Source organism: Bacillus sp. DJP31, assembly GCF_049310945.1.
Taxonomy (GTDB): domain Bacteria; phylum Bacillota; class Bacilli; order Bacillales; family SA4; genus Bacillus_BS.
Map to the genome: position 1 here is coordinate 43,106 of NZ_JBMERO010000019.1, position 20,237 is coordinate 63,342.

Annotated in this window: 16 protein-coding genes and 2 pseudogenes; all 18 read left to right on the forward strand. The window is 37.1% G+C overall.

Annotated elements, in window-relative coordinates; all coding sequences use genetic code 11:
* The first annotated feature begins 13 nt into the window (after nt 1–13).
* The 18 genes and pseudogenes from icd to ACOI1C_RS16150 all read left to right on the forward strand — a co-directional run bounded on the left by icd (nt 14) and on the right by ACOI1C_RS16150 (nt 20,218).
* On the forward strand, nt 14–1,285 hold the full coding sequence (gene icd, locus ACOI1C_RS16065; protein ID WP_422511587.1) for an NADP-dependent isocitrate dehydrogenase: 1,272 nt from the start codon (nt 14–16) through the stop codon (nt 1,283–1,285).
* 73 nt (nt 1,286–1,358) lie between these two features.
* The gene (gene mdh / locus ACOI1C_RS16070; protein WP_422511589.1) at nt 1,359–2,300 is read left to right on the forward strand and encodes a malate dehydrogenase; all 942 of its coding nucleotides are present in this window, start codon (nt 1,359–1,361) and stop codon (nt 2,298–2,300) included.
* 118 nt (nt 2,301–2,418) lie between these two features.
* Complete coding sequence (locus tag ACOI1C_RS16075) at nt 2,419–2,895, forward strand: MaoC/PaaZ C-terminal domain-containing protein (RefSeq protein WP_422511591.1); 477 nt, start codon at nt 2,419–2,421, stop codon at nt 2,893–2,895.
* A 1,398-nt stretch (nt 2,896–4,293) separates the two neighbouring features.
* A complete protein-coding gene (locus tag ACOI1C_RS16080; protein WP_422511592.1) occupies nt 4,294–5,013 on the forward strand; it encodes a winged helix-turn-helix domain-containing protein in 720 nt (239 codons plus the stop codon).
* Nucleotides 5,006–6,775 (forward strand): two-component system histidine kinase PnpS, encoded by a 1,770-nt coding sequence (pnpS, locus tag ACOI1C_RS16085; RefSeq protein WP_422511594.1) that lies wholly within the window; start codon nt 5,006–5,008, stop codon nt 6,773–6,775. The genes ACOI1C_RS16080 and pnpS overlap by 8 nt, the downstream gene beginning before the upstream one ends.
* A 231-nt stretch (nt 6,776–7,006) precedes the next feature.
* Nucleotides 7,007–7,981, forward strand: a complete 975-nt coding sequence (gene hflK, locus ACOI1C_RS16090) for an FtsH protease activity modulator HflK (RefSeq protein WP_422511596.1) — start codon at nt 7,007–7,009, stop codon at nt 7,979–7,981.
* Nucleotides 7,974–8,903, forward strand: a complete 930-nt coding sequence (gene hflC, locus ACOI1C_RS16095; RefSeq protein WP_422511598.1) for a protease modulator HflC — start codon at nt 7,974–7,976, stop codon at nt 8,901–8,903. The genes hflK and hflC overlap by 8 nt, the downstream gene beginning before the upstream one ends.
* Nucleotides 8,904–9,364: 461 nt before the next feature.
* Nucleotides 9,365–11,992 (forward strand): DNA polymerase I, encoded by a 2,628-nt coding sequence (polA, locus tag ACOI1C_RS16100; protein ID WP_422511601.1) that lies wholly within the window; start codon nt 9,365–9,367, stop codon nt 11,990–11,992.
* Between the two features lie 26 nt (nt 11,993–12,018).
* Nucleotides 12,019–12,846, forward strand: a pseudogene (gene mutM, locus ACOI1C_RS16105) (DNA-formamidopyrimidine glycosylase).
* A gap of 68 nt (nt 12,847–12,914) precedes the next feature.
* The gene (ytaF, locus tag ACOI1C_RS16110; protein ID WP_422511602.1) at nt 12,915–13,550 is read left to right on the forward strand and encodes a sporulation membrane protein YtaF; all 636 of its coding nucleotides are present in this window, start codon (nt 12,915–12,917) and stop codon (nt 13,548–13,550) included.
* Between the two features lie 13 nt (nt 13,551–13,563).
* A complete protein-coding gene (gene coaE, locus ACOI1C_RS16115) occupies nt 13,564–14,163 on the forward strand; it encodes a dephospho-CoA kinase (protein WP_422511603.1) in 600 nt (199 codons plus the stop codon).
* 149 nt (nt 14,164–14,312) lie between these two features.
* Entirely contained in the window at nt 14,313–15,344 is a 1,032-nt protein-coding gene (locus ACOI1C_RS16120; RefSeq protein ID WP_422511605.1) for a glyceraldehyde-3-phosphate dehydrogenase, read from the forward strand.
* A gap of 67 nt (nt 15,345–15,411) precedes the next feature.
* Complete coding sequence (locus ACOI1C_RS16125) at nt 15,412–15,615, forward strand: hypothetical protein (protein ID WP_422511606.1); 204 nt, start codon at nt 15,412–15,414, stop codon at nt 15,613–15,615.
* Nucleotides 15,616–15,869: 254 nt separating this feature from the next.
* Nucleotides 15,870–16,413, forward strand: a pseudogene (locus ACOI1C_RS16130) (transposase); the annotation flags it as partial.
* 896 nt (nt 16,414–17,309) lie between these two features.
* A complete protein-coding gene (speD, locus tag ACOI1C_RS16135) occupies nt 17,310–17,690 on the forward strand; it encodes an adenosylmethionine decarboxylase (RefSeq protein WP_422511608.1) in 381 nt (126 codons plus the stop codon).
* A gap of 98 nt (nt 17,691–17,788) precedes the next feature.
* Nucleotides 17,789–18,190 carry a cytosolic protein gene (locus ACOI1C_RS16140; protein ID WP_422511609.1) on the forward strand — a complete coding sequence of 134 codons (402 nt, stop codon included), beginning with the start codon at nt 17,789–17,791 and terminating at the stop codon, nt 18,188–18,190.
* A gap of 116 nt (nt 18,191–18,306) precedes the next feature.
* Complete coding sequence (gene nrdR, locus ACOI1C_RS16145; RefSeq protein WP_422511610.1) at nt 18,307–18,765, forward strand: transcriptional regulator NrdR; 459 nt, start codon at nt 18,307–18,309, stop codon at nt 18,763–18,765.
* Between the two features lie 67 nt (nt 18,766–18,832).
* A complete protein-coding gene (locus ACOI1C_RS16150; RefSeq protein WP_422511631.1) occupies nt 18,833–20,218 on the forward strand; it encodes a replication initiation and membrane attachment family protein in 1,386 nt (461 codons plus the stop codon).
* The last annotated feature ends 19 nt before the right edge of the window (nt 20,219–20,237 follow it).

Below are 20,237 nucleotides of genomic sequence, written 5' to 3' on the forward strand. Positions count from 1 at the left end.
GGGGTAAATTTTAATGACACAAGGTGAAAAAATTACTGTATCTAATGGCGCAATAAACGTACCCAATAATCCTATTATTCCTTTTATTATAGGTGATGGAATCGGTCCTGATATTTGGGCTGCTGCTTCAAGAGTAATAGAAGCTGCAGTTGGGAAAGCATATAATGACGAGAAGAAGATTGTCTGGAAAGAAGTTTTAGCTGGAGAAAAGGCATTTAACCAAACGGGTGAATGGTTACCAAGTGAAACATTAGACGTGATTCGTGAATACATAATTGCTATTAAAGGACCGTTAACAACTCCAATTGGTGGAGGAATTCGTTCACTAAACGTAGCTCTTCGACAAGAATTAGATTTATATACTTGCTTACGTCCTGTTCGTTATTTCCAAGGTGTTCCTTCACCTGTAAAGCGTCCAGAAGATACGGATATGGTAATATTCCGTGAAAATACTGAAGATATTTATGCTGGTATTGAATATGCAAAAGGCTCTGAAGGAGCTAAGAAATTAATTGATTTCCTACAGAATGAATTAGGAGTAAACAAAATTCGATTCCCAGAAACTTCTGGAATCGGAATTAAGCCTGTTTCAGAAGAAGGAACTAAGCGTTTAGTTCGTGCTGCAATTACTTATGCAATTGCTGAAGGACGTAAATCAGTGACACTTGTACACAAAGGTAACATCATGAAGTTCACTGAAGGTGCATTTAAGACTTGGGGTTATGAATTAGCTGAGCAAGAATTTGGTGACAAAGTATTTACATGGAGTGAGTACGATCGTATCGTTGAATCTCATGGAAAAGAAGCAGCGAACAAAGCTCAAGCTGATGCAGAAGTTGCTGGTAAAATTGTAATTAAGGATTCAATTGCTGATATTTTCTTACAACAAATCCTAACTCGTCCAAGTGAATTTGACGTTGTTGCAACACTAAACCTAAACGGTGACTATATTTCTGATGCATTAGCTGCTCAAGTTGGCGGAATTGGTATTGCTCCAGGAGCAAACATTAACTACGAGACTGGACATGCTATCTTTGAAGCAACACATGGTACGGCTCCAAAGTATGCAGGACTAGATAAGGTTAATCCTTCTTCCGTTTTATTATCTGGAGTATTAATGCTAGAGCATCTAGGATGGAACGAAGCGGCAAAGCTTGTTATGGATTCCATTGAAAAAACAATTGCCTCAAAAGTAGTAACGTATGACTTTGCCCGTTTAATGGATGGTGCGACAGAAGTGAAATGTTCTGAGTTTGCAAATGCATTAATTGAAAACATGGCGTAAGCTTTTCCACAGCTACCTCGGGTCAAATGAGGTAGCTACTCTTTCATAAGAATTACACGAGGGGGATCTTATAATGGCTGGAATTAAACGTAGAAAGATTTCTGTAGTTGGTGCTGGTTTTACTGGGGCGACAACTGCTCTAATGGCTGCTCAAAAAGAACTTGGCGATGTTGTTTTAGTTGATATTCCTCAACTAGAAAACCCGACTAAAGGGAAAGCGTTAGACATGCTAGAAGCTAGCCCGGTTCAAGGTTTTGATGCATTTATTATGGGTACGTCTGATTATGCGGACACTGCAAATTCAGACATCGTTGTCATTACTGCTGGTATTGCTCGAAAGCCTGGTATGAGTCGTGATGATCTTGTGAATACAAATGCGAAAATCATGAAGAGTGTAACCAAAGAAATCGTGAAGCACTCACCTGATTGCGTGATTATTGTTTTAACTAACCCAGTTGACGCGATGACTTACACTGTATATAAAGAGTCTGGATTCCCTAAGAACCGTGTAATTGGACAATCAGGTGTGCTTGATACTGCACGTTTCCGTACATTCGTAGCTCAAGAATTAAACCTTTCTGTTAAAGATGTAACAGGATTTGTTCTTGGTGGTCACGGTGATGATATGGTACCTTTAGTTCGTTATTCATATGCTGGAGGTATTCCATTAGAAACATTAATCCCGAAGGATCGTCTTGAGCAAATTGTAGAGCGAACTCGCAAAGGTGGCGGCGAAATCGTTAACCTTCTTGGTAATGGGAGTGCATACTATGCACCAGCTGCTTCGATCGTAGTTATGATTGAAGCAATCCTAAAGGATCAAAGGCGTATTCTTCCTACAGTTGCCTATCTAGAAGGAGAATATGGCTTTACCGACTTGTACTTAGGAGTTCCTACTATCATTGGTGGAAATGGACTAGAGAAAATAATAGAGCTAGACTTAACAGAAGATGAGAAGAAAGCTTTATCTCAATCTGTTGAATCTGTGAAGAGTGTAATGAGCGTTTTACCATAAGCTTCTAAAGCTTGTTGATAGAATTACTAAAAACGGGGGATTATTTCCCCGTTTTTTTACAAATTCAGTGAAAGCGATTTCATTAAATGAAAAGTTGACCGATATGGGGGACATCTACATGTTACTAGGGAAAAAAAGAAAACTGGGTCGTAGAATCGAAGAAATGACTATCGGTGAAAAGCTCATTCTCACTGAAAAAATAGAAGATAAGGATTTACTCTTATATTTAGGTTTAACGAATGACTCGAATCCACTTTTTATTCAGCACGACTATGCATCACAAACTCCTTATAAGAAACCTATCGTTCCGAGCATCATGCTAACCGGGATCATTTCGGCTGCCGTATCGAAGTATTTACCAGGACCGGGTAGTATGATTATCGAGCAGCATATTCGTTTTTTAAAACCTGTTTATCATTATGCGACTATCCAATTTTTACTTGAAGTAACTGCAATAAACATGAAGAATGACGAAATTGAAATCACTGTAAAGGCAACAGATGAAGAAGAGAAGGTTGTAATAGAAGGAAATATAAAAGTTTCTCCTCCCGTCCTTATAGAAACTCTGACTGGGAAAGCACTGGAAAACTTCTAGCCAAATCCAATTTTTGAGAAGGCGGAAGCTTTCTTTTTTTTGATTAAAAAGGAATGTAAAACACAGAATTTGGATTAATTTAGCTTAACACCGATTTATCCAGAAAATCGCTGATAAATTCGGAAAATCGCTGATATATCCGGGAAATCGCCGATATATCCGAAAAATCGCTGATATATCCGAAAAATCTCTGATATATCCGAAAAATCTCTGATATATCCGAAAAATCGCTGATATATCCGGAAAATCGCTGATATATCCGGAAAATCGCCGATATATCCGGAAAATCGCTGATATATCCAAATAATCGCTAATATATCCGGAAAATCGCTGATATAACCGAAAAATCGCTGATATATCCGAAAAATCGCTGATAAATTCTGAAAATCGCTGATATATCCGGAAAATCGCCGATATATCCGAAAAATCGCTGATATATCCGAAAAATCGCTGATATATCCAGAAAATCGCTGATATATCCGAAAAATCGCTGATATATCCGAAAAATCGCTGATATATCCAGAAAATCGCTGATATATCCGAAAAATCGCTGATATATCCAGAAAATCGCTGATATATCCGAAAAATCGCTGATATATCCGGAAAATCGCTGATATATCCAAATAATCGCTAATATATCCGGAAAATCGCTGATATAACCGAAAAATCGCTGATATATCCGAAAAATCGTCGATATATCCGAATAATCGCAGATATATCCGGAAAATCGCCGATATAACCGAAAAATCGCCGATATATCCGAAAATTCGCTGATATATCCGGAAAATCGCTGATATATCCAAATCATCGCAGATATATCCGGAAAATCGCTGATATATCCGGAAAATCGTCGATATATCCGAAAAACCGCTGATATATCCGGAAAATCGCCGATATATCCGGAAAATCGCCGATATATCCGAAAAACCGCTGATATATCCGGAAAATCGCTGATATATCCAAATAATCGCAGATATATCCGGAAAATCGCCGATATAACCAAATAAAAGCTGATAAAGGTATTACTCACCATAAATCAACCCACATTTGTTAAGGAGATGATCTTTTTTATAGGAAAGGTTCCTATTTCGTAAAAATATCTGACAAACAAAGGTTGAATGAGACACAATTTGATACATTAAGAACATTTTAGGTGGATACTTTCACCCATAATAAGAATTATCGACAGATTCACTAAGGATCAATATTTTCCTCCTTAAACGAACGCCTTACTGGAAAAAACGCAATTGTGAGTATATTCCTCTTTAAAGCTAAGAAACTACATTTGGCTAATTTTGCTGGAAAAACTTTGTGAATACTGACTTTTCATAGTATGATGGAAGAAAATAATGAATCTTGTATTAAAATCGGAAATTTTAGTCTAGGTTGGAGGATCTCATGAACAAAAAAGTACTCGTTGTGGATGATGAACAATCGATTGTTACGTTGCTACAATATAATTTACAGCAAGCTGGTTTTGACGTAATTACAGCAATGGACGGGGAAACAGGGAAAAACATGGCCATTGAAGAACAACCAGATATTATGGTGCTTGATTTAATGCTACCCAAAATGGATGGTATTGAAGTGTGTAAGCAACTTCGTCAGTTGAAAGTCATGACACCGATCTTAATGCTGACAGCAAAAGATGATGAATTTGATAAAGTATTGGGCTTAGAGCTTGGTGCTGATGATTATATGACGAAGCCATTTAGTCCTCGAGAAGTGGTTGCACGAGTGAAGGCGATCCTAAGACGAACACAGTTTGTCAATGAACCAGAATCAAAGGATCAGGATTACTCTGAAAAAATTTCTATTGTTGATCTGAAAATTTTGCCTGAACATTATGAGGCCTATTTCTGTGAGGAAAGACTAGAACTAACTCCTAAAGAATTCGAATTACTTGTGTATTTAGCTAAGCACAAAGGGCGCGTACTAACGAGGGATCAACTGTTAAGTGCTGTTTGGAACTATGATTTTGCTGGTGACACAAGGATTGTTGATGTACATATTAGTCATTTACGTGAAAAGATTGAACGTAATACGAAAAAGCCTATCTATATAAAAACAATCCGCGGTTTAGGGTATAAGCTCGAGGAGCCAAAGGTGGATGAATAAATTTCGTTCCAGATTAATATTTGGTCTCATTACGTTAATATTAATCGTCATGCTGGGATTAGGAATTATTTTAGGGCAATTATTTAAAAGCTTTTACACAGGAACATTTAATCAAAGATTAGAAAAGGAAGCAAATTTAGTTGCGTTATTAATTGAGGAAAAAGGGATTACTGATACTACATTACAAGCACAAATTCGTAAAATTGGTGATGCACTGAGTTCCAGAGTTACTGTCATGGGGGCAAACGGTGAGATCATTTTAGATTCAGATAAACCACCGGGGTTTGTATCTAGAGATACCTTGGAAAAATATGAAGGAATTCTAAAGGATCGATCCGAGGAAAATAAACCATTCCATGTCATTGATGAAAAGAAGGATCAATTCTACTATGTGGTTCCTTTAGAAGAAACTGATTTCCTAGTTGAAGGGTATCTATTACTAAGTTTATCAGTGGACTCCTTAAAAAAAATCAATCAACAAATTTGGGGTTTACTGATTAGTAGCCTTGGTTTAGCATTCATCGTGATTTTACTTTTAGGAACTAGGATAACCAGGCACTATATTAAACCGATTGAGGCAGCCACAATTGTGGCAACAGAGCTTGCAAAAGGAAATTATAAAGCCAGAACCTATGAAGAACACTTGGATGAAACAGGGATGCTTAGTCAGTCGATAAATATACTTGCGCGTAACCTTCAAGATATGGCCAAAGCACAAGAAATGCAGCAAGATCGACTTACAACCCTTATTGAAAGTATGGGTAGTGGGTTGATTCTAATTGATGGTAGAGGTTACATTAATCTCATTAATCGTACATACAAAGAAATTTTTAATGTTGACCCAATTGATTATCTTTATCGACTTTATTACGAGGCCATTTTGCATAAAGAGATTATCTCATTAGTTGAAGAAATTTTTATGACTGAAGTCAAGGTACGTAAGCAAATGCTTCTTTCTTTTGAAATTGAGAGAAAGCATTTTGAAGTTTATGGGGCACCTATCATCGGAACAAATGATGAATGGAAAGGTATCGTTCTCGTATTCCATGACATTTCAGAAATTAAAAAGCTAGAGCAGATGCGTAAAGATTTCGTAGCGAATGTTTCTCATGAATTAAAAACACCGATTACCTCAATTAAAGGGTTCTCTGAAACCTTATTAGACGGTGCGATGAAGGATGAGAAGCTTACAGAAAACTTTCTAACCATCATATTAAAAGAAAGTGATCGTTTACAAAGTTTAATTCAAGACCTTCTTGATCTATCCAAAATGGAACAGCAAGGCTTCTCCATTAACTGGCAAAAGGTTGATTTAAAAGAAGTCCTTGAAGAAATCATTGTGATGCTCAAAGGAAAAGCAGAAGATAAACAGATTTCTCTTGAACTTCATGTAAAAGAGAGAACCATTATTGATGGTGATCTTTACAGACTCAAGCAAATTTTTATCAATCTCATCAACAATGCAATTGCCTATACTCCATCGAATGGCGTGGTGATTGTTTCATTAGAAAATCATCAGAATCAAACACATGTAAAAGTAGCGGACAATGGGATTGGAATCACTGAAGATGAATTACCACGTATATTCGAACGCTTTTATAGAGTAGATAAAGCAAGAACGAGAAACTCAGGTGGGACAGGGCTCGGTCTTGCTATAGTCAAACACTTAGTTGAAGCCCACCATGGAAGAGTTGCAGTAAGAAGTAAGCAAGGAAAAGGAACTACATTTACAGTCAAATTTCAAAAGAATTTAATTAAGTAGGGAAACATTTACAATAACTTAATGGTGAATTCATTTTTCCTTCATATACAATATATACTATTGAAATGAAACCCCTTCATCCAAGGAGCCAATCATTTTGACGAGACGAACTTGTTCGCTCTCGTCCTTTTTTTATTTTATAAATAAGCAAAGTTAATTAGCCTTTTTTTGAAACCAAATGCATTCTCAAAACGTAAATAGTAGGACATAAGAATTAGGGGGATTAAATCTATGAGTATAAGACGTCTTTTAAATATAACTGGATTAGGTCTTGGGATTATCATCCTAGGAATTATTGGGTTCACTTCATGGTACACCGTGGATGAATCAGATCAAGCAGTCATCTTAACATTAGGAAGAGTAGACACTTCTGTAATGGAATCCGGCCTACACTTCAAACTACCTTGGCCAATTCAAGATGTTGAAAAACTATCTAGAGAAACATTCAGTTTACAATTTGGATATAAAGAGGAAGACGGAAAAGTAACGGAATACCCAGAGGAAACAAAGATGATAACTGGGGATGAAAATATTGTGCTCGCTGACTTGGTTGTACAATGGAAAATTACAGAACCATCAAAGTACCTGTTCAACTCTGTGGACCCAGAGATTATTCTATACAATGCGACCTCTTCCTCCCTACGAAGTATTATAGGTGGTTCAAAAATAGATGACGCTTTAACATCTGGAAAAGCAGAAATTGAAGCTGAGGTTAGAGAGTTATTAGCTGTACTTATAGAGAAGTATGATATTGGAATTTCAATTGCTACTGTTAAGCTACAGGATGTTGAATTACCGAATGAAGAGGTAAGAAGAGCTTTTACCAATGTAACAGACGCACGTGAAACGATGAATACAAAGATAAACGAGGCTAATAAATATTCAAACAAAAGAAGCCAAGAAGCTGAAGGAGAAAAGGACGCTCTAATTTCCAAAGCGGAGGGTGACAGAACAGCCCGTATTGAGCAAGCTCGAGGAGATGTGGCTCAATTCAATGCGATCTACACGGAATATGTGAAAGCGCCTGAAATTACTAGAAAAAGACTTATACTAGAAACACTAGAGTCTGTTCTACCTAATGCAGAAATCTACATCATGAATGATGATGGTAACACGATGAAATATTTCCCGATTCGCCCTTTAGATGGGCAAACTCAAACACCACCAGCACCAGCAGTAACAGAAGGGAGTGAAAAAAATGACTGATCAAAACGTTATCAATATTAATGAGAAGAAACCACCAGAGTGGAAAAAATATACAAAAGCAGGATTATTCTTAATTATTCTATTTGTTTTATTTCTTACATTAATCACTAATTTATTCATCGTAAAAGAAGGTGAGTATAAAGTAATTCGGCAGTTTGGTGAAGTCATTGATTTCATTCCAACCCCAGGATTAGCCTATAAAATCCCATTTATCCAAACCGTTGAAACACTTCCAAAATACCAAATGGTTTTTGAGGTTCAGAAAGAGGAAATAAATACAAAAGATAAAAAGCGTATGACAATTGATAACTATGCTGTATGGCAAATTGAAGATCCAAAGAAAATGATCTCAAATGCAAGAAGCGTAGTAAATGCTGAAACAAAGATGGGCGAATTTATTTTCTCCGTCGTTCGTGCAGAACTTGGTCAGTTAAACTATGATGAAATAATAAACGATGAAAAATCCTCAAGAGGTAGCTTGAATGACCGTGTGACGGAGCGAGTAAATGACTTACTTAAAGAAGCGAACTACGGGATTTCTGTGACAGACGTAAGAATTAAACGCATAGATCTTCCATCAGAAAACGAACAATCTGTTTTTACAAGAATGGTTTCAGAGCGTGAATCGACAGCACAACAATATTTATCAATGGGGGACGCTGAGAAAAACCGATTGATTGCCAATACGGATAGAGAAGTAACGGAACTACTAGCCAAAGCAAAAGCTGATGCTGAATTAATACGTTCAGAGGGTGAAGCTCAAGCTGCAAGAGTTTATAATGAAACATATAGTCAAGATCAAGTATTCTATGACTTATATCGTACACTTGAGTCTTATAAGAAAACAATTAATGGCGAAACAGTGATCATCATTCCTTCAGATTCACCTTACGCTAGAATTCTAACTGGAAATTTAGACTAGAACCTATCCTGCCATTTTCCTTTCAAAACTATCTCATGATAGAATAAGGAAAATGGCTTTTATTATTGAGAGGCAACTCGGGGTAGGGCAGCCAAGCACGAAAACCAATTTTAAAAACAAGGCTGTTTTCGTAAACTTTGTTGCTATTAACCAAAACGAGGAGTGGTTGATTGGAACGAGAGGATGCACCATTGCCCGGGGCGGGCGATAAAGGAAGGTTGTTTTTCACTATCGTGAAAAAACCTATCTCAGCGCCATGCGCCTCTCGTGAGTCTCACCTGTCCCGCTGCTCTAAGCGGGAGTCTCGCACCTTCCGCTCCAATCAACATATTTATCAACGCGTTGCTTTCACTAACTCATATCTAAAATCAACAATCTTTTAGAAAAGAGCAAAAACCAAAAACCAAAACAGTACATATTTAAAATACATAGCACTTAAAAAAGAAGTGGAGATGGTTACTATGACTAAAAAGGTTGTACTAATTGATGGAAATAGCTTAGCTTATAGGGCATTCTTTGCCTTACCCTTATTGAATAATGATAAAGGTGTACATACAAACGCGATATATGGATTCACGATGATTTTATTAAGAATTCTAGAAGAAGAGAAACCGAGTCATATGTTAGTAGCCTTTGATGCGGGAAAAACGACATTTCGACATACTACGTTTAAGGAATATAAAGGTGGCAGACAGAAAACTCCACCCGAGCTTTCTGAGCAAATGCCATTCATTCGAGAGCTACTGGATGCCTATCAAATTAAACGTTATGAGCTTGAAAACTATGAAGCTGATGATATTATTGGAACGTTATCAAAGATAGCCGAAGAATCGGATACAGAAATAAAAATCATTACAGGAGACAAAGATCTTTTACAATTAGTCTCCGAAAAAACGACTGTTGACATCACTCTAAAAGGAATTACAGAGGTAGATTCCTACACGCCTGGCTTCCTAGATGAAAAGTTAGGAATTACTTCAAGTCAAGTGATTGATATGAAGGGACTAATGGGAGATAACTCAGATAATATCCCAGGAGTACCTGGCGTTGGAGAAAAGACAGCGATTAAGCTGTTAAAAGAATATGGAACCGTAGAAAATATGTATGAGCATCTTGATGAGTTAAAAGGGAAGTTAAAAGAGAAGCTTGAAGAAAATAAAGAGCAAGCATTAATGAGTAAAGAACTAGCAACTATATTCCGTGAAACACCAATCACCATGACATTGGATGAACTTGCATACGATGGCTATGACGAGCAAGCCGTTATTTCACTGTTTAAAGAGCTTAATTTTCAAACATTGCTAGATAAAATGAATGTAGGAGAAGTCGAAGAAAAGGTTGAATTAACAGAGATTTCTTTCGAACATGTCGATGCGATTCATAAAGAGATTTTAACAGAAGAAGCTACATTATTTGTTGAAATTATGGACGTGCATTATCATCAGGCTGACATTCAAGGGTTTGCTATTGTAAATGAAAATGGAAACTATTATATCCCCACAGACGTTGCCCTAAGTTCTGAGGAATTTAAGACATGGGCTAGTGACGAAACGAATAAAAAGACTCTTTTTGATGGAAAAAAAGCCATTGTGGCACTTCAATGTAAGGGCATTGAATTAAAGGGAATAGATTTTGATTTAATCATAGCTTCATATATCCTAAATCCTGCAGAAGCAACCGAGGATCTAGCTGTTATTGCAAAGAAGAAAGGATTTTTTCAACTACAATCTGATGAGTCTGTATTCGGGAAAGGCGCAAAACGAAAAGCTCCAGATGAATTGCTGCATAGTGAGCACATAATTAGAAAGGCTATTGCCCTACGAGAGCTTCGTGAGCAGTTTGAAGCGGAGTTAAAGGAAAATCAGCAGTTAGAACTATATGAGCATCTTGAGTTACCGTTGTCATTTATCTTAGCTGAAATGGAGTGCACGGGGATAAAAGTAGATAAGAAGAGACTAGAGGATATGAGAGATGAACTTTCAATACGCTTAGCTCAGCTTGAAAAGGAAATCTATGAATTCGCTGGTGAAATCTTTAATATTAACTCTCCAAAACAGTTAGGAACGATTCTTTTTGAAAAATTAAACTTACCAACTGCTAAAAAGACAAAGACTGGTTATTCTACTTCAGCTGACATATTAGAAAAGCTAGAAGGAGAACATGAAATTATCCGGGCGATTTTAACGTACCGTCAATTAGGTAAATTAAATTCCACGTATTTAGAAGGCTTACTAAAAGTCATCAATAAAGAAACGGGTAAAGTGCATACGAGATTCAATCAAGCTCTTACTCAAACAGGTAGACTAAGCTCGATTGATCCAAACCTTCAAAATATCCCAATTCGTTTAGAAGAAGGTCGTAAAATAAGACAAGCCTTTGTTCCCTCACACGAAGATTGGGTCATCTTTGCAGCGGATTATTCACAGATTGAGCTTAGAGTCTTAGCTCATATAGCTAATGATGAAAAGCTGATAGATGCTTTTCAAAATGATTTAGACATTCATACGAAGACAGCGATGGATGTATTTAAGGTCAAGGCAGAAGAAGTTACGTCTGATATGAGAAGACAAGCAAAGGCTGTTAACTTTGGAATTGTTTATGGCATTAGTGACTATGGCTTATCACAAGGGCTAAACATTACGAGAAAAGAGGCTGCTACTTTTATTGAGCGGTACTTAGAAAGTTATCCAGGAGTTCAGGAATATATGAAGGATATTGTCCATGAAGCAAAGCAAGCAGGGTTTGTAAGCACACTGATGCAGCGACGTCGATATATCCCTGACATAACAAATAGAAACTTTAACTTAAGAGGTTTTGCAGAAAGAACAGCTATGAATACTCCTATTCAAGGAAGTGCGGCGGACATTATAAAAAAAGCAATGATTGATTTAGCATTTGCATTAAAAGAGGAAGGCCTCAAGGCTAAACTTCTATTACAAGTACACGATGAACTTATTGTAGAGGCTCCTGTTAATGAAATCGAAGCGTTAAAGGAACTCATTCCTAGGGTCATGGAACATGCCCTTGAGCTAAAGGTTCCATTAAAGGTTGATTATGCTTATGGTCCGTCATGGTATGAAGCGAAATAAACGTTTCGTTGAAAGGAATTGAGAATGTGCCAGAGTTACCAGAAGTCGAAACAGTGCGGAGAACCTTGCTAGAGCTTGTCAAAGGAAAAACGATACAAAAGGTTGAAGTATTTTGGCCGAAAATGATCAAAAGGCCAGAACAAGTCGAGCAATTCACAGATGCCTTAGTCGGTCAAACGGTTGGCGATATTGAACGAAGAGGGAAGTTTTTAAAGTTTCTGTTCAATGATTATGTACTAGTCTCGCATTTAAGAATGGAGGGACGATACGGAGTATACCTTGCTGATGAACCCTAAGATAAACACACTCATGTTTTGTTTACCTTTACGGATGGCTCTCAGCTTCGTTATCGAGATGTCCGCAAATTTGGAACGATGCATCTTTATCTAGCAGGGGATGAGGAAAAGGACTCTCCACTTACACAGCTTGGACCTGAACCTTTTTCGCATGATTTTTCGGTACAGCATTTACTGGATGGATTAACAAAGTCAAATCGGAAAATTAAAGTGGTCTTATTAGATCAAAAGCTGGTTGTAGGTCTAGGGAACATTTATGTTGACGAAGCTTTATTTAGATCAGGAATTCACCCAGAACGCGCAGCTAATTCTTTAACAAGAAAAGAAGTGGAAGGTCTTCATAGAGAGATCGTTGCGACTCTATCGGAAGCTGTTGAAAAAGGTGGAAGTACCGTTCGCTCCTATGTTAATACACAAGGGCAAATAGGCATGTTTCAGCTTGATCACCTCGTATATGCACGTAAGGGTGATCCATGTAAAAGTTGCGGTACAGAGATTGAGAAGCTAGTTGTAGGAGGACGAGGAACTCATATCTGTCCTATTTGCCAGAAAAACTAAATCACTTTAACAATGGATGGGCTCCTTCCATATACTATCTTAGTTGATAAATGGAAGGAGCACTGATTATGTTACAATCCATCTCTCTCATCCTGCTTGCATTTGCTGTTAGCTTAGACAGCTTTAGCGTTGGTTTTACTTATGGCCTACGAAAAATGCATATGCCGTTGCGTTCTATACTTGTCATTGCCCTATGTTCAGCTTTAACGCTGATTTTAGCAATGGGAGTAGGGAGTCTCATATCCTTAGTCCTCTCTCCAGAATGGGCAGAAAAAATTGGTGGTATTGTCTTGGTAGGAATTGGGGCTTGGGTCTTATTTCAATTTTTTCGACCTGAGAAAGAACAAGATGAAACCAAAGAAAAAGCATTGATTGTCAAATTTGAAATTAAAGCTTTAGGTGTTGCTATTCACATTTTGCGAAAACCAATGGCAGCAGATATTGACAAATCCGGCGCTATAACTGGGATTGAAGCGTTGTTGTTAGGTGTTGCACTATCACTTGATGCATTTGGAGCTGGTATTGGTGCTGCATTATTAGGTTATTCCCCATATATAATGGCTCTTTTAGTTGCAACAATGTCTTCTCTTTTTTTGTTTTTAGGGTTAAAAGGCGGTCAACTTTTTTCAAATAACAAATGGATTCAAAAGTTCTCATTTCTACCAGGACTATTGCTCATCATGATTGGGATCTGGAAACTATAATCGGAGGCATTAAATGGGTGTAACAATTGGTTTAACTGGTGGAATTGCCAGCGGGAAAAGTACAGTATCTAACATGCTTAGAGAATTAGGTTTTCCAATCATTGATGCGGATATTATTGCAAGAGAAGTAGTCGTTAGGGGTGAGCCTGCCTATGAAGCAATTATTGCAGTGTTTGGAAATGAAGTTGTAGAGCAAGATGGTACTATCGACCGAGCAAAGATGGGTTCCATTATTTTTCAAGATGAGGAAAAGCGGAAAATGTTAAATAGCATCGTTCATCCTGCAATCAGAAAAAGAATGACGGATCAAAAAGAGCAGTATTTACATTCTGGGTTTGAAACAGTCATTTTAGATATACCATTATTGTTTGAAAGTAAACTTACTTATATGGTGAATAAGACCATCGTTGTTTATGTTGATTTTGATTTACAGCTTGATCGATTAATGACAAGAAACTCATTAACAGAAGCAGAAGCAAGGGCAAGAATTAGTTCTCAGATGCCTTTACTAGAAAAAAAAGAATTGGCCGACGATGTGATTACGAATAATGGAACTCTACAAGAAACAAAAAAACAACTCATGGAAATTCTAAAAAAATGGAATGTAAATTAACTTGCCAATACTGGCAAGTTTTTTTATTGGGTTCAATCTACAAAAAGAAGGTTTACAAAAAAAAATATGATCAAAATGTAAACGTTTTATGTTATACTAATTACAAGAAAAAGAATATAAAGTATAACATATATAAGGGAGACGAAGACATGAGAGGAAGAATAGCAATCAATGGGTTTGGCCGTATTGGGAGAATGGTGTTTAGAAATGCAATCCAAGAGGACAATTTAGAGATTGTTGCGATCAATGCAAGCTATCCAGCAGAGACGCTAGCTCATATGATCAAGTATGATACAATACACGGAAAATTCGTAGGAGAAGTTATTGCAGAAGATGGAGCCTTAATTGTAAATGGAAAACGAGTACAACTGTTAAGCTCAAGAGATCCTCTGGAATTACCTTGGAAGGATCTAAATATTGATATTGTTATTGAAGCAACTGGTAAATTTAATTCAAAGGAAAAGGCCATGCTCCATGTAGAAGCAGGTGCAAAGCGTGTAATCTTAACTGCCCCAGGTAAAGAAGAAGACATCACCATTGTTATGGGAGTAAATGATCACGAACTAGATATTGAACAGCACATTGTGATTTCAAATGCTTCTTGTACGACAAATTGCCTAGCCCCTGTTGCGAAAATTTTAGATGAACAGTTTGGAATTGACAATGGTTTAATGACTACGATTCACTCTTACACAAATGATCAGAAAAATATAGATAACCCACATAAGGACCTGCGTCGGGCTAGAGCTTGTGCTCAGTCAATCATACCGACAACAACTGGTGCAGCAAAAGCACTTGCAAAGGTATTACCAAGCTTACAAGGGAAGCTACATGGAATGGCATTAAGAGTCCCAACACCTAATGTATCATTAATAGATTTAGTCGTTGATGTAAAAAGAGATGTTACCGTTGAGGAAATAAATGAAGCCTTTATTACAGCGTCAGTTGGATCTCTCCGTGGAGTTCTTGACTTTACAATTGAGCCGCTTGTATCGGTCGATTTTAATACAAATTCACATTCAGCCATAATTGATGGTTTATCAACAATGGTAATGGGGAACAGAAAAGTAAAGGTGTTAGCATGGTATGATAACGAATGGGGCTATTCTTCAAGAGTAGTTGATTTAGCGAAGCTTGTCTCAAATCAACTGTTAAAGCTTAAAACAGTATCAGCTATTTAACCTTATACACCTGATGATTCGAGGCCACTGAAAAAGTCCTCTTCATACATGGCCGTTTTCGCATACTTTGTTGATTATTGACTTTATAGAGCCTGTTCAAAAAGGAGGACAAAAAGAGCAAAGAAGTTCAAGGAAGCGAAGTCTTGAGCTTCCTGCACGTATGTTTTGTATACGTGAGGAGCGGAAAGACGAGCTGACGAAGAAATTCGAAGCTATTTTTGCCGGACTTTTTGAACATCCTCTTATAGAGACTTTTAACCATGTCTGTTGATTTCCGTTGCAGGTACTCGCTTTCCGCGGGGCGGGCCGTGAGCCTCCTCAGCGCACTAGCGCCTGCGGGGTCTCACCTGTCCCGCAGCTCTAAGCAGGAGTCTCGCACCTTCCACTACAATCAACAATGTTCAATAAGGATAGTTTCTAAAAATAACAAACTTACGAAAAGAGACTAAGACAAAAAGGTATACTCCTCAAATAACTGAGAGAAGTATATCTCAAAAAAGTATCATAGCTGGTGTGGATGTTGAAACGATCATCGGGGATGCAGCCTATTCAGAAAAAGGAAATATTCAATATACAAATGATCATCAAATGAAATTAGTAGCCAAATTAAACCCTTCTGTAACACAAGGAATGCGAAAAAAGGAAGATGAGTTTGACTTTAATAAGGATGCAGGGATGTATGTAAGGCAGGACATATGGCAATAAGAAAAGCTAGACAAGGAAAAAAAGATGTAGCCAAAAATCAAGTGGAAACCTATTATTTCGACATAGAAAATGTAAACACTGCCCATTTAAAGAAGGGTGTTATAAAGAAAATGCGAAAAGCAAAAGTTATTCTGTGAGTATTAAATCAGATGTACATACAGAACAAATTAAGTTTCAAGAAAGCGACTATTTTAAAGAAAAGTCTAAGGAAAGATATAAAATAGAAGCAAAAAACAGCGAACTAAAACGCAGACACGGGTATGATGTTGCATCATACCCGTGTCTAGTTGGCATGGAATTACAAGGAGCCTTGGCAATATTCACTGTAAACTTAAAACGAATTATGAAGTTGATAGGCGAATAAGGAGGAAACGTATCGCTAAATCATAAGCAAAAAAGACGACTTTTATCCATTTAATGGATATATAGTCGTCTTTTTTTTTTTAACCTCTTCTTTAAACTAAAAAACGTAAGTTTTTCAGTGGCCTCGATGATTCAGGTGTTTTTTTAAAAATATCAGAATTTATATGGGCTGGTGCATCTGAATCCGGCTCCAGCGCCCAGTCCCTCGAGGTCAAATAACCTCAAGACAAAAAAGCAAAAGGTAAAAAGCGCCTTTGTGTCTTCTTGAACATTTGCTATGCCTGAAGGCTAAACGGGGTGCTTGCGCCTTTTGTTCACCCTAGAATTTCTATGTTGATTATCATTGGGGTTTCATCAGGAGGGCGGAGTTGAGTGAATTTGTATGATTTTCCGATCTTAAATGTTATTTCGGCAAGCCACTAACCTGTCATATCGTTCAATAGTTCCCCATTTTACTAAGTTTTACTTAGTTTTGAACAATTTAAAAGTAAAAGTAATAGTACATAGAAGAGCAGTCCTTTTACTTTTTTTTTGACCATTTGTTAGTGCCTGTTAGACGGTCAACCTGTGCCATCTTTTCTAGTTAAATTAGACTTCTAGAGAAACATTTTTTGGGGATTAGAAAGCAGTTTTTTCTTCTATATAACTGAATAAATAGGGGGATTAGACACAGTTAGTAATTGTCCAATTTACGACACAATTCAAAAAAACTGAATTCTCTTGTTGCAAATAAAATTTAAACAAAGTATACTATGATTCGTGAACTTCTTAAATATTGCTTCGGTAATGAAGCTACTTAAAGGGTTAGGACCTCCTTGGACTAACTTTCCCCCGTGGTAGTTAAACATACCGTTTGCGAAAGAATTCATGTACACCTAAATCAAAGGGGGAAATAAAATGGATACAATGGGTCGTCATGTAATTTCAGAACTTTGGGGTTGCGAATTTGAAAAATTAAATGATGTTAATTTTATTGAAAAGACGTTTGTTAATGCAGCACTTAAATCTGGTGCTGAAGTCAGAGAAGTAGCTTTTCACAAGTTTGCTCCTCAAGGTGTAAGTGGTGTTGTAATTATCTCTGAATCCCACTTAACCATCCACAGCTTTCCAGAGCATGGCTATGCAAGCATTGATGTGTATACTTGCGGTCATTTAGATCCGAACATAGCTGCAGACTTTATTGCAGAGGCACTAGGAGCACAAACGCGTGAGAACATTGAAATTCCACGAGGAATGGGTCCAGTTCAAGTAAAGCAAGCTAAAGTTAAAGCACTATAAGAAAAATGAACTTGTAAAAGAGGTGTGAATTCTACACCTCTTTTTTTAATAGGTTATACTATATTTAAAAACATAATAGAAAGTAGGTTGGTTTTAATATGAGCCTTTTTCGTTCGATTCAACAATTTTTCTCAAATCACTTTGAAACTGGGGAGAGAGAAGAGAACCCCATGCTACGGACACACTATTATAAAGCGACAACCTCAAACGCACTTAAGATTATTCAAGAACAACTAGCCAATATGCCAGGATTTAAAATTACATCTGTCTCTAGTGAACACGGTGAAATTAGCGTAGAGGTTACTTCACCCAAGAGGGCATTTATCGTTGTGTCTGTTGTGTCGGTTAGACCTCTTGAAACTGCGGTAGACTTCTCTGTTACCTCAGAAAGTGCATTCAGCTTTGGTTACAGTCGCGTTATCATCGGTAAGCTTTACAAAGTGTTAAATGAAAAGCTTGTACATATTGGGAAAGGCAATGCAATTGCTGGTAATAAATAGGATTGCACTTGTCTAAAGTGGTCATTTCTACTAAAATTAAGTTATATTATTCCTCAGGTGTTAAGTGCGGTGTTCTAGGGTGTGTATGGTTATCAGATTCTTTTGGAGTTGATATAATGAAGTGTCCAAGCTGTCAACATAACGGGACAAGAGTCCTCGATTCTAGGCCAGTTGACGAGAGTAGATCCATAAGAAGACGAAGAGAATGTGAAGATTGCCAATATCGGTTTACGACCTTTGAAAAAGTGGAAGAAATCCCCTTGATCGTGGTAAAAAAAGACGGAACGCGGGAAGAATTTAGTCGTGAAAAAATTCTTCGTGGTCTAATTAAGGCTTGTGAAAAGCGTCCAGTACCCTTACAAAAATTAGAGGATATCACACATGAAGTAGAAGTAGAGCTCCGAAATCAAGGGGTCTCAGAGATAAAAAGTGATGTCGTAGGTGAAATGGTCATGGATCGTTTAGCTAAAATAGATGATGTTGCCTATGTGAGATTCGCCTCTGTATATAGACAGTTTAAAGATATTAATGTATTCATTGATGAACTAAAGGATTTATTAAAAACGAGAACTTGACATGAGCTTAAGCACTAATGCTGGGGGCTCTTTTTTTCTATGAACCTAGAGGGAAGTTGATTTGTTTATGCAATCTTGGAAAGAAATCTTACCGATTGACCAATATTTAGTAAAAACTGATTCGGTTTTACACGACTTTGATCGAAGGGTACTAACCCTTTTGTACCAGCCCTTAATTGGTCCATTAAGTTTCTCTTTATATATGCTGTTTTGGGGTGAGGTAGAGGCTTACAAGTATTGGGGTTCTCCTTCCTCACACCGAAATATTATGGCTTCGATGCATACGAATCTTGACAAAATACTAGCGGCTAGAAAGAAGCTTGAAGCTATCGGCTTATTGAAGTCATATGTACAAGAAACGTCAGAGGTTAGAAATTTTATATATGATCTGAATCCCCCCTTATCTCCAGCAGCCTTTTTTAGCTCTGATTTTCCGTATAGTATCTTTTTAAAAGAAGAAGTTGGGGAACTTAGATACAATAAGCTAAAATCCTTGTTTTTGACGAAAGATATCAATACACAGGACTTTAAGAATATTTCCCAAACTTTTTCGGATGTATTTGAAACAACATCCGAACATGATAAAAATATATTGTACAATCATACTGAGGAAAACCAGCTTTTTATCGACAGAGAAGGTAATGCAAACATAAATGTTGGGAAGATTCAATTTGATTTTGATTTATTTGTATACGGGCTATCTGAAAATTTTGTTTCGCCAAGTTTGATTACAGATGAAGTGGCCCAAAGAGTTAGATTATTAGCCTATGTTTTCGGGCTATCTCCAATAGACATGCAAAAGGTCGTCATGAATGCAACATTTGGTGACGAGGATGAAATAGATTTGGATGTTCTTTCTGAGAAGGCAAGAATGTATTATGAGATTGAAAACTTCGGAAGAATGCCGAAGCTGTCAGAAAAGATTCAACCACTTAAGCATCAAACCATGAGATTTATTGAGCCACAATCAGATGAAGAGAAAAGAATTCATCATTTTGAAACGACATCACCAAAAGACTTTTTAATTGAGCTGGCAGGTGGTGCCATACCAACAGGGACGGAATTAGCCATTGTTGAAAGCATCATGATCAATCAACATATTCTACCTGGTGTAGTCAATGTGTTACTCGATTATGTCGTCAATAATAAGAAAATGAATTTGAATAAAAAATATATTGAAAACACAGCAAGCAATTGGGCCAGACAGAAAATTAAGACAGTAAAAGAAGCGTTAAATCAGATTGCTGAATTTGAAAAGGACGTTACAGAATATAAAGAAAAAGAGACAAAGGCAAAAAATAATCCTACAAGCGGACTAAGAAAGCCGATTCGAAAAGAAATTTTACCTGAGTGGATGACAGATCCTGAATATGTTGAAAAGAGGAAGCAGCAGTTACTAAATAAGTCTGGTTCTAATGCTGAGAAACCAAAGTCTACTCATTTTTCTGATTAAAGTAGGAGGAAGGAAAAGT

Bases quoted from the DNA above. Each gene is read 5' to 3' on its own strand.
- icd (WP_422511587.1), top strand. From the start codon at position 14: ATGACACAAGGTGAAAAAATTACTGTATCTAATGGCGCAATAAACGTA.
- mdh (WP_422511589.1), top strand. From the start codon at position 1,359: ATGGCTGGAATTAAACGTAGAAAGATTTCTGTAGTTGGTGCTGGTTTT.
- ACOI1C_RS16075 (WP_422511591.1), top strand. From the start codon at position 2,419: ATGTTACTAGGGAAAAAAAGAAAACTGGGTCGTAGAATCGAAGAAATG.
- ACOI1C_RS16080 (WP_422511592.1), top strand. From the start codon at position 4,294: ATGAACAAAAAAGTACTCGTTGTGGATGATGAACAATCGATTGTTACG.
- pnpS (WP_422511594.1), top strand. From the start codon at position 5,006: ATGAATAAATTTCGTTCCAGATTAATATTTGGTCTCATTACGTTAATA.
- hflK (WP_422511596.1), top strand. From the start codon at position 7,007: ATGAGTATAAGACGTCTTTTAAATATAACTGGATTAGGTCTTGGGATT.
- hflC (WP_422511598.1), top strand. From the start codon at position 7,974: ATGACTGATCAAAACGTTATCAATATTAATGAGAAGAAACCACCAGAG.
- polA (WP_422511601.1), top strand. From the start codon at position 9,365: ATGACTAAAAAGGTTGTACTAATTGATGGAAATAGCTTAGCTTATAGG.
- ytaF (WP_422511602.1), top strand. From the start codon at position 12,915: ATGTTACAATCCATCTCTCTCATCCTGCTTGCATTTGCTGTTAGCTTA.
- coaE (WP_422511603.1), top strand. From the start codon at position 13,564: ATGGGTGTAACAATTGGTTTAACTGGTGGAATTGCCAGCGGGAAAAGT.
- ACOI1C_RS16120 (WP_422511605.1), top strand. From the start codon at position 14,313: ATGAGAGGAAGAATAGCAATCAATGGGTTTGGCCGTATTGGGAGAATG.
- speD (WP_422511608.1), top strand. From the start codon at position 17,310: ATGGATACAATGGGTCGTCATGTAATTTCAGAACTTTGGGGTTGCGAA.
- ACOI1C_RS16140 (WP_422511609.1), top strand. From the start codon at position 17,789: ATGAGCCTTTTTCGTTCGATTCAACAATTTTTCTCAAATCACTTTGAA.
- nrdR (WP_422511610.1), top strand. From the start codon at position 18,307: ATGAAGTGTCCAAGCTGTCAACATAACGGGACAAGAGTCCTCGATTCT.
- ACOI1C_RS16150 (WP_422511631.1), top strand. From the start codon at position 18,833: ATGCAATCTTGGAAAGAAATCTTACCGATTGACCAATATTTAGTAAAA.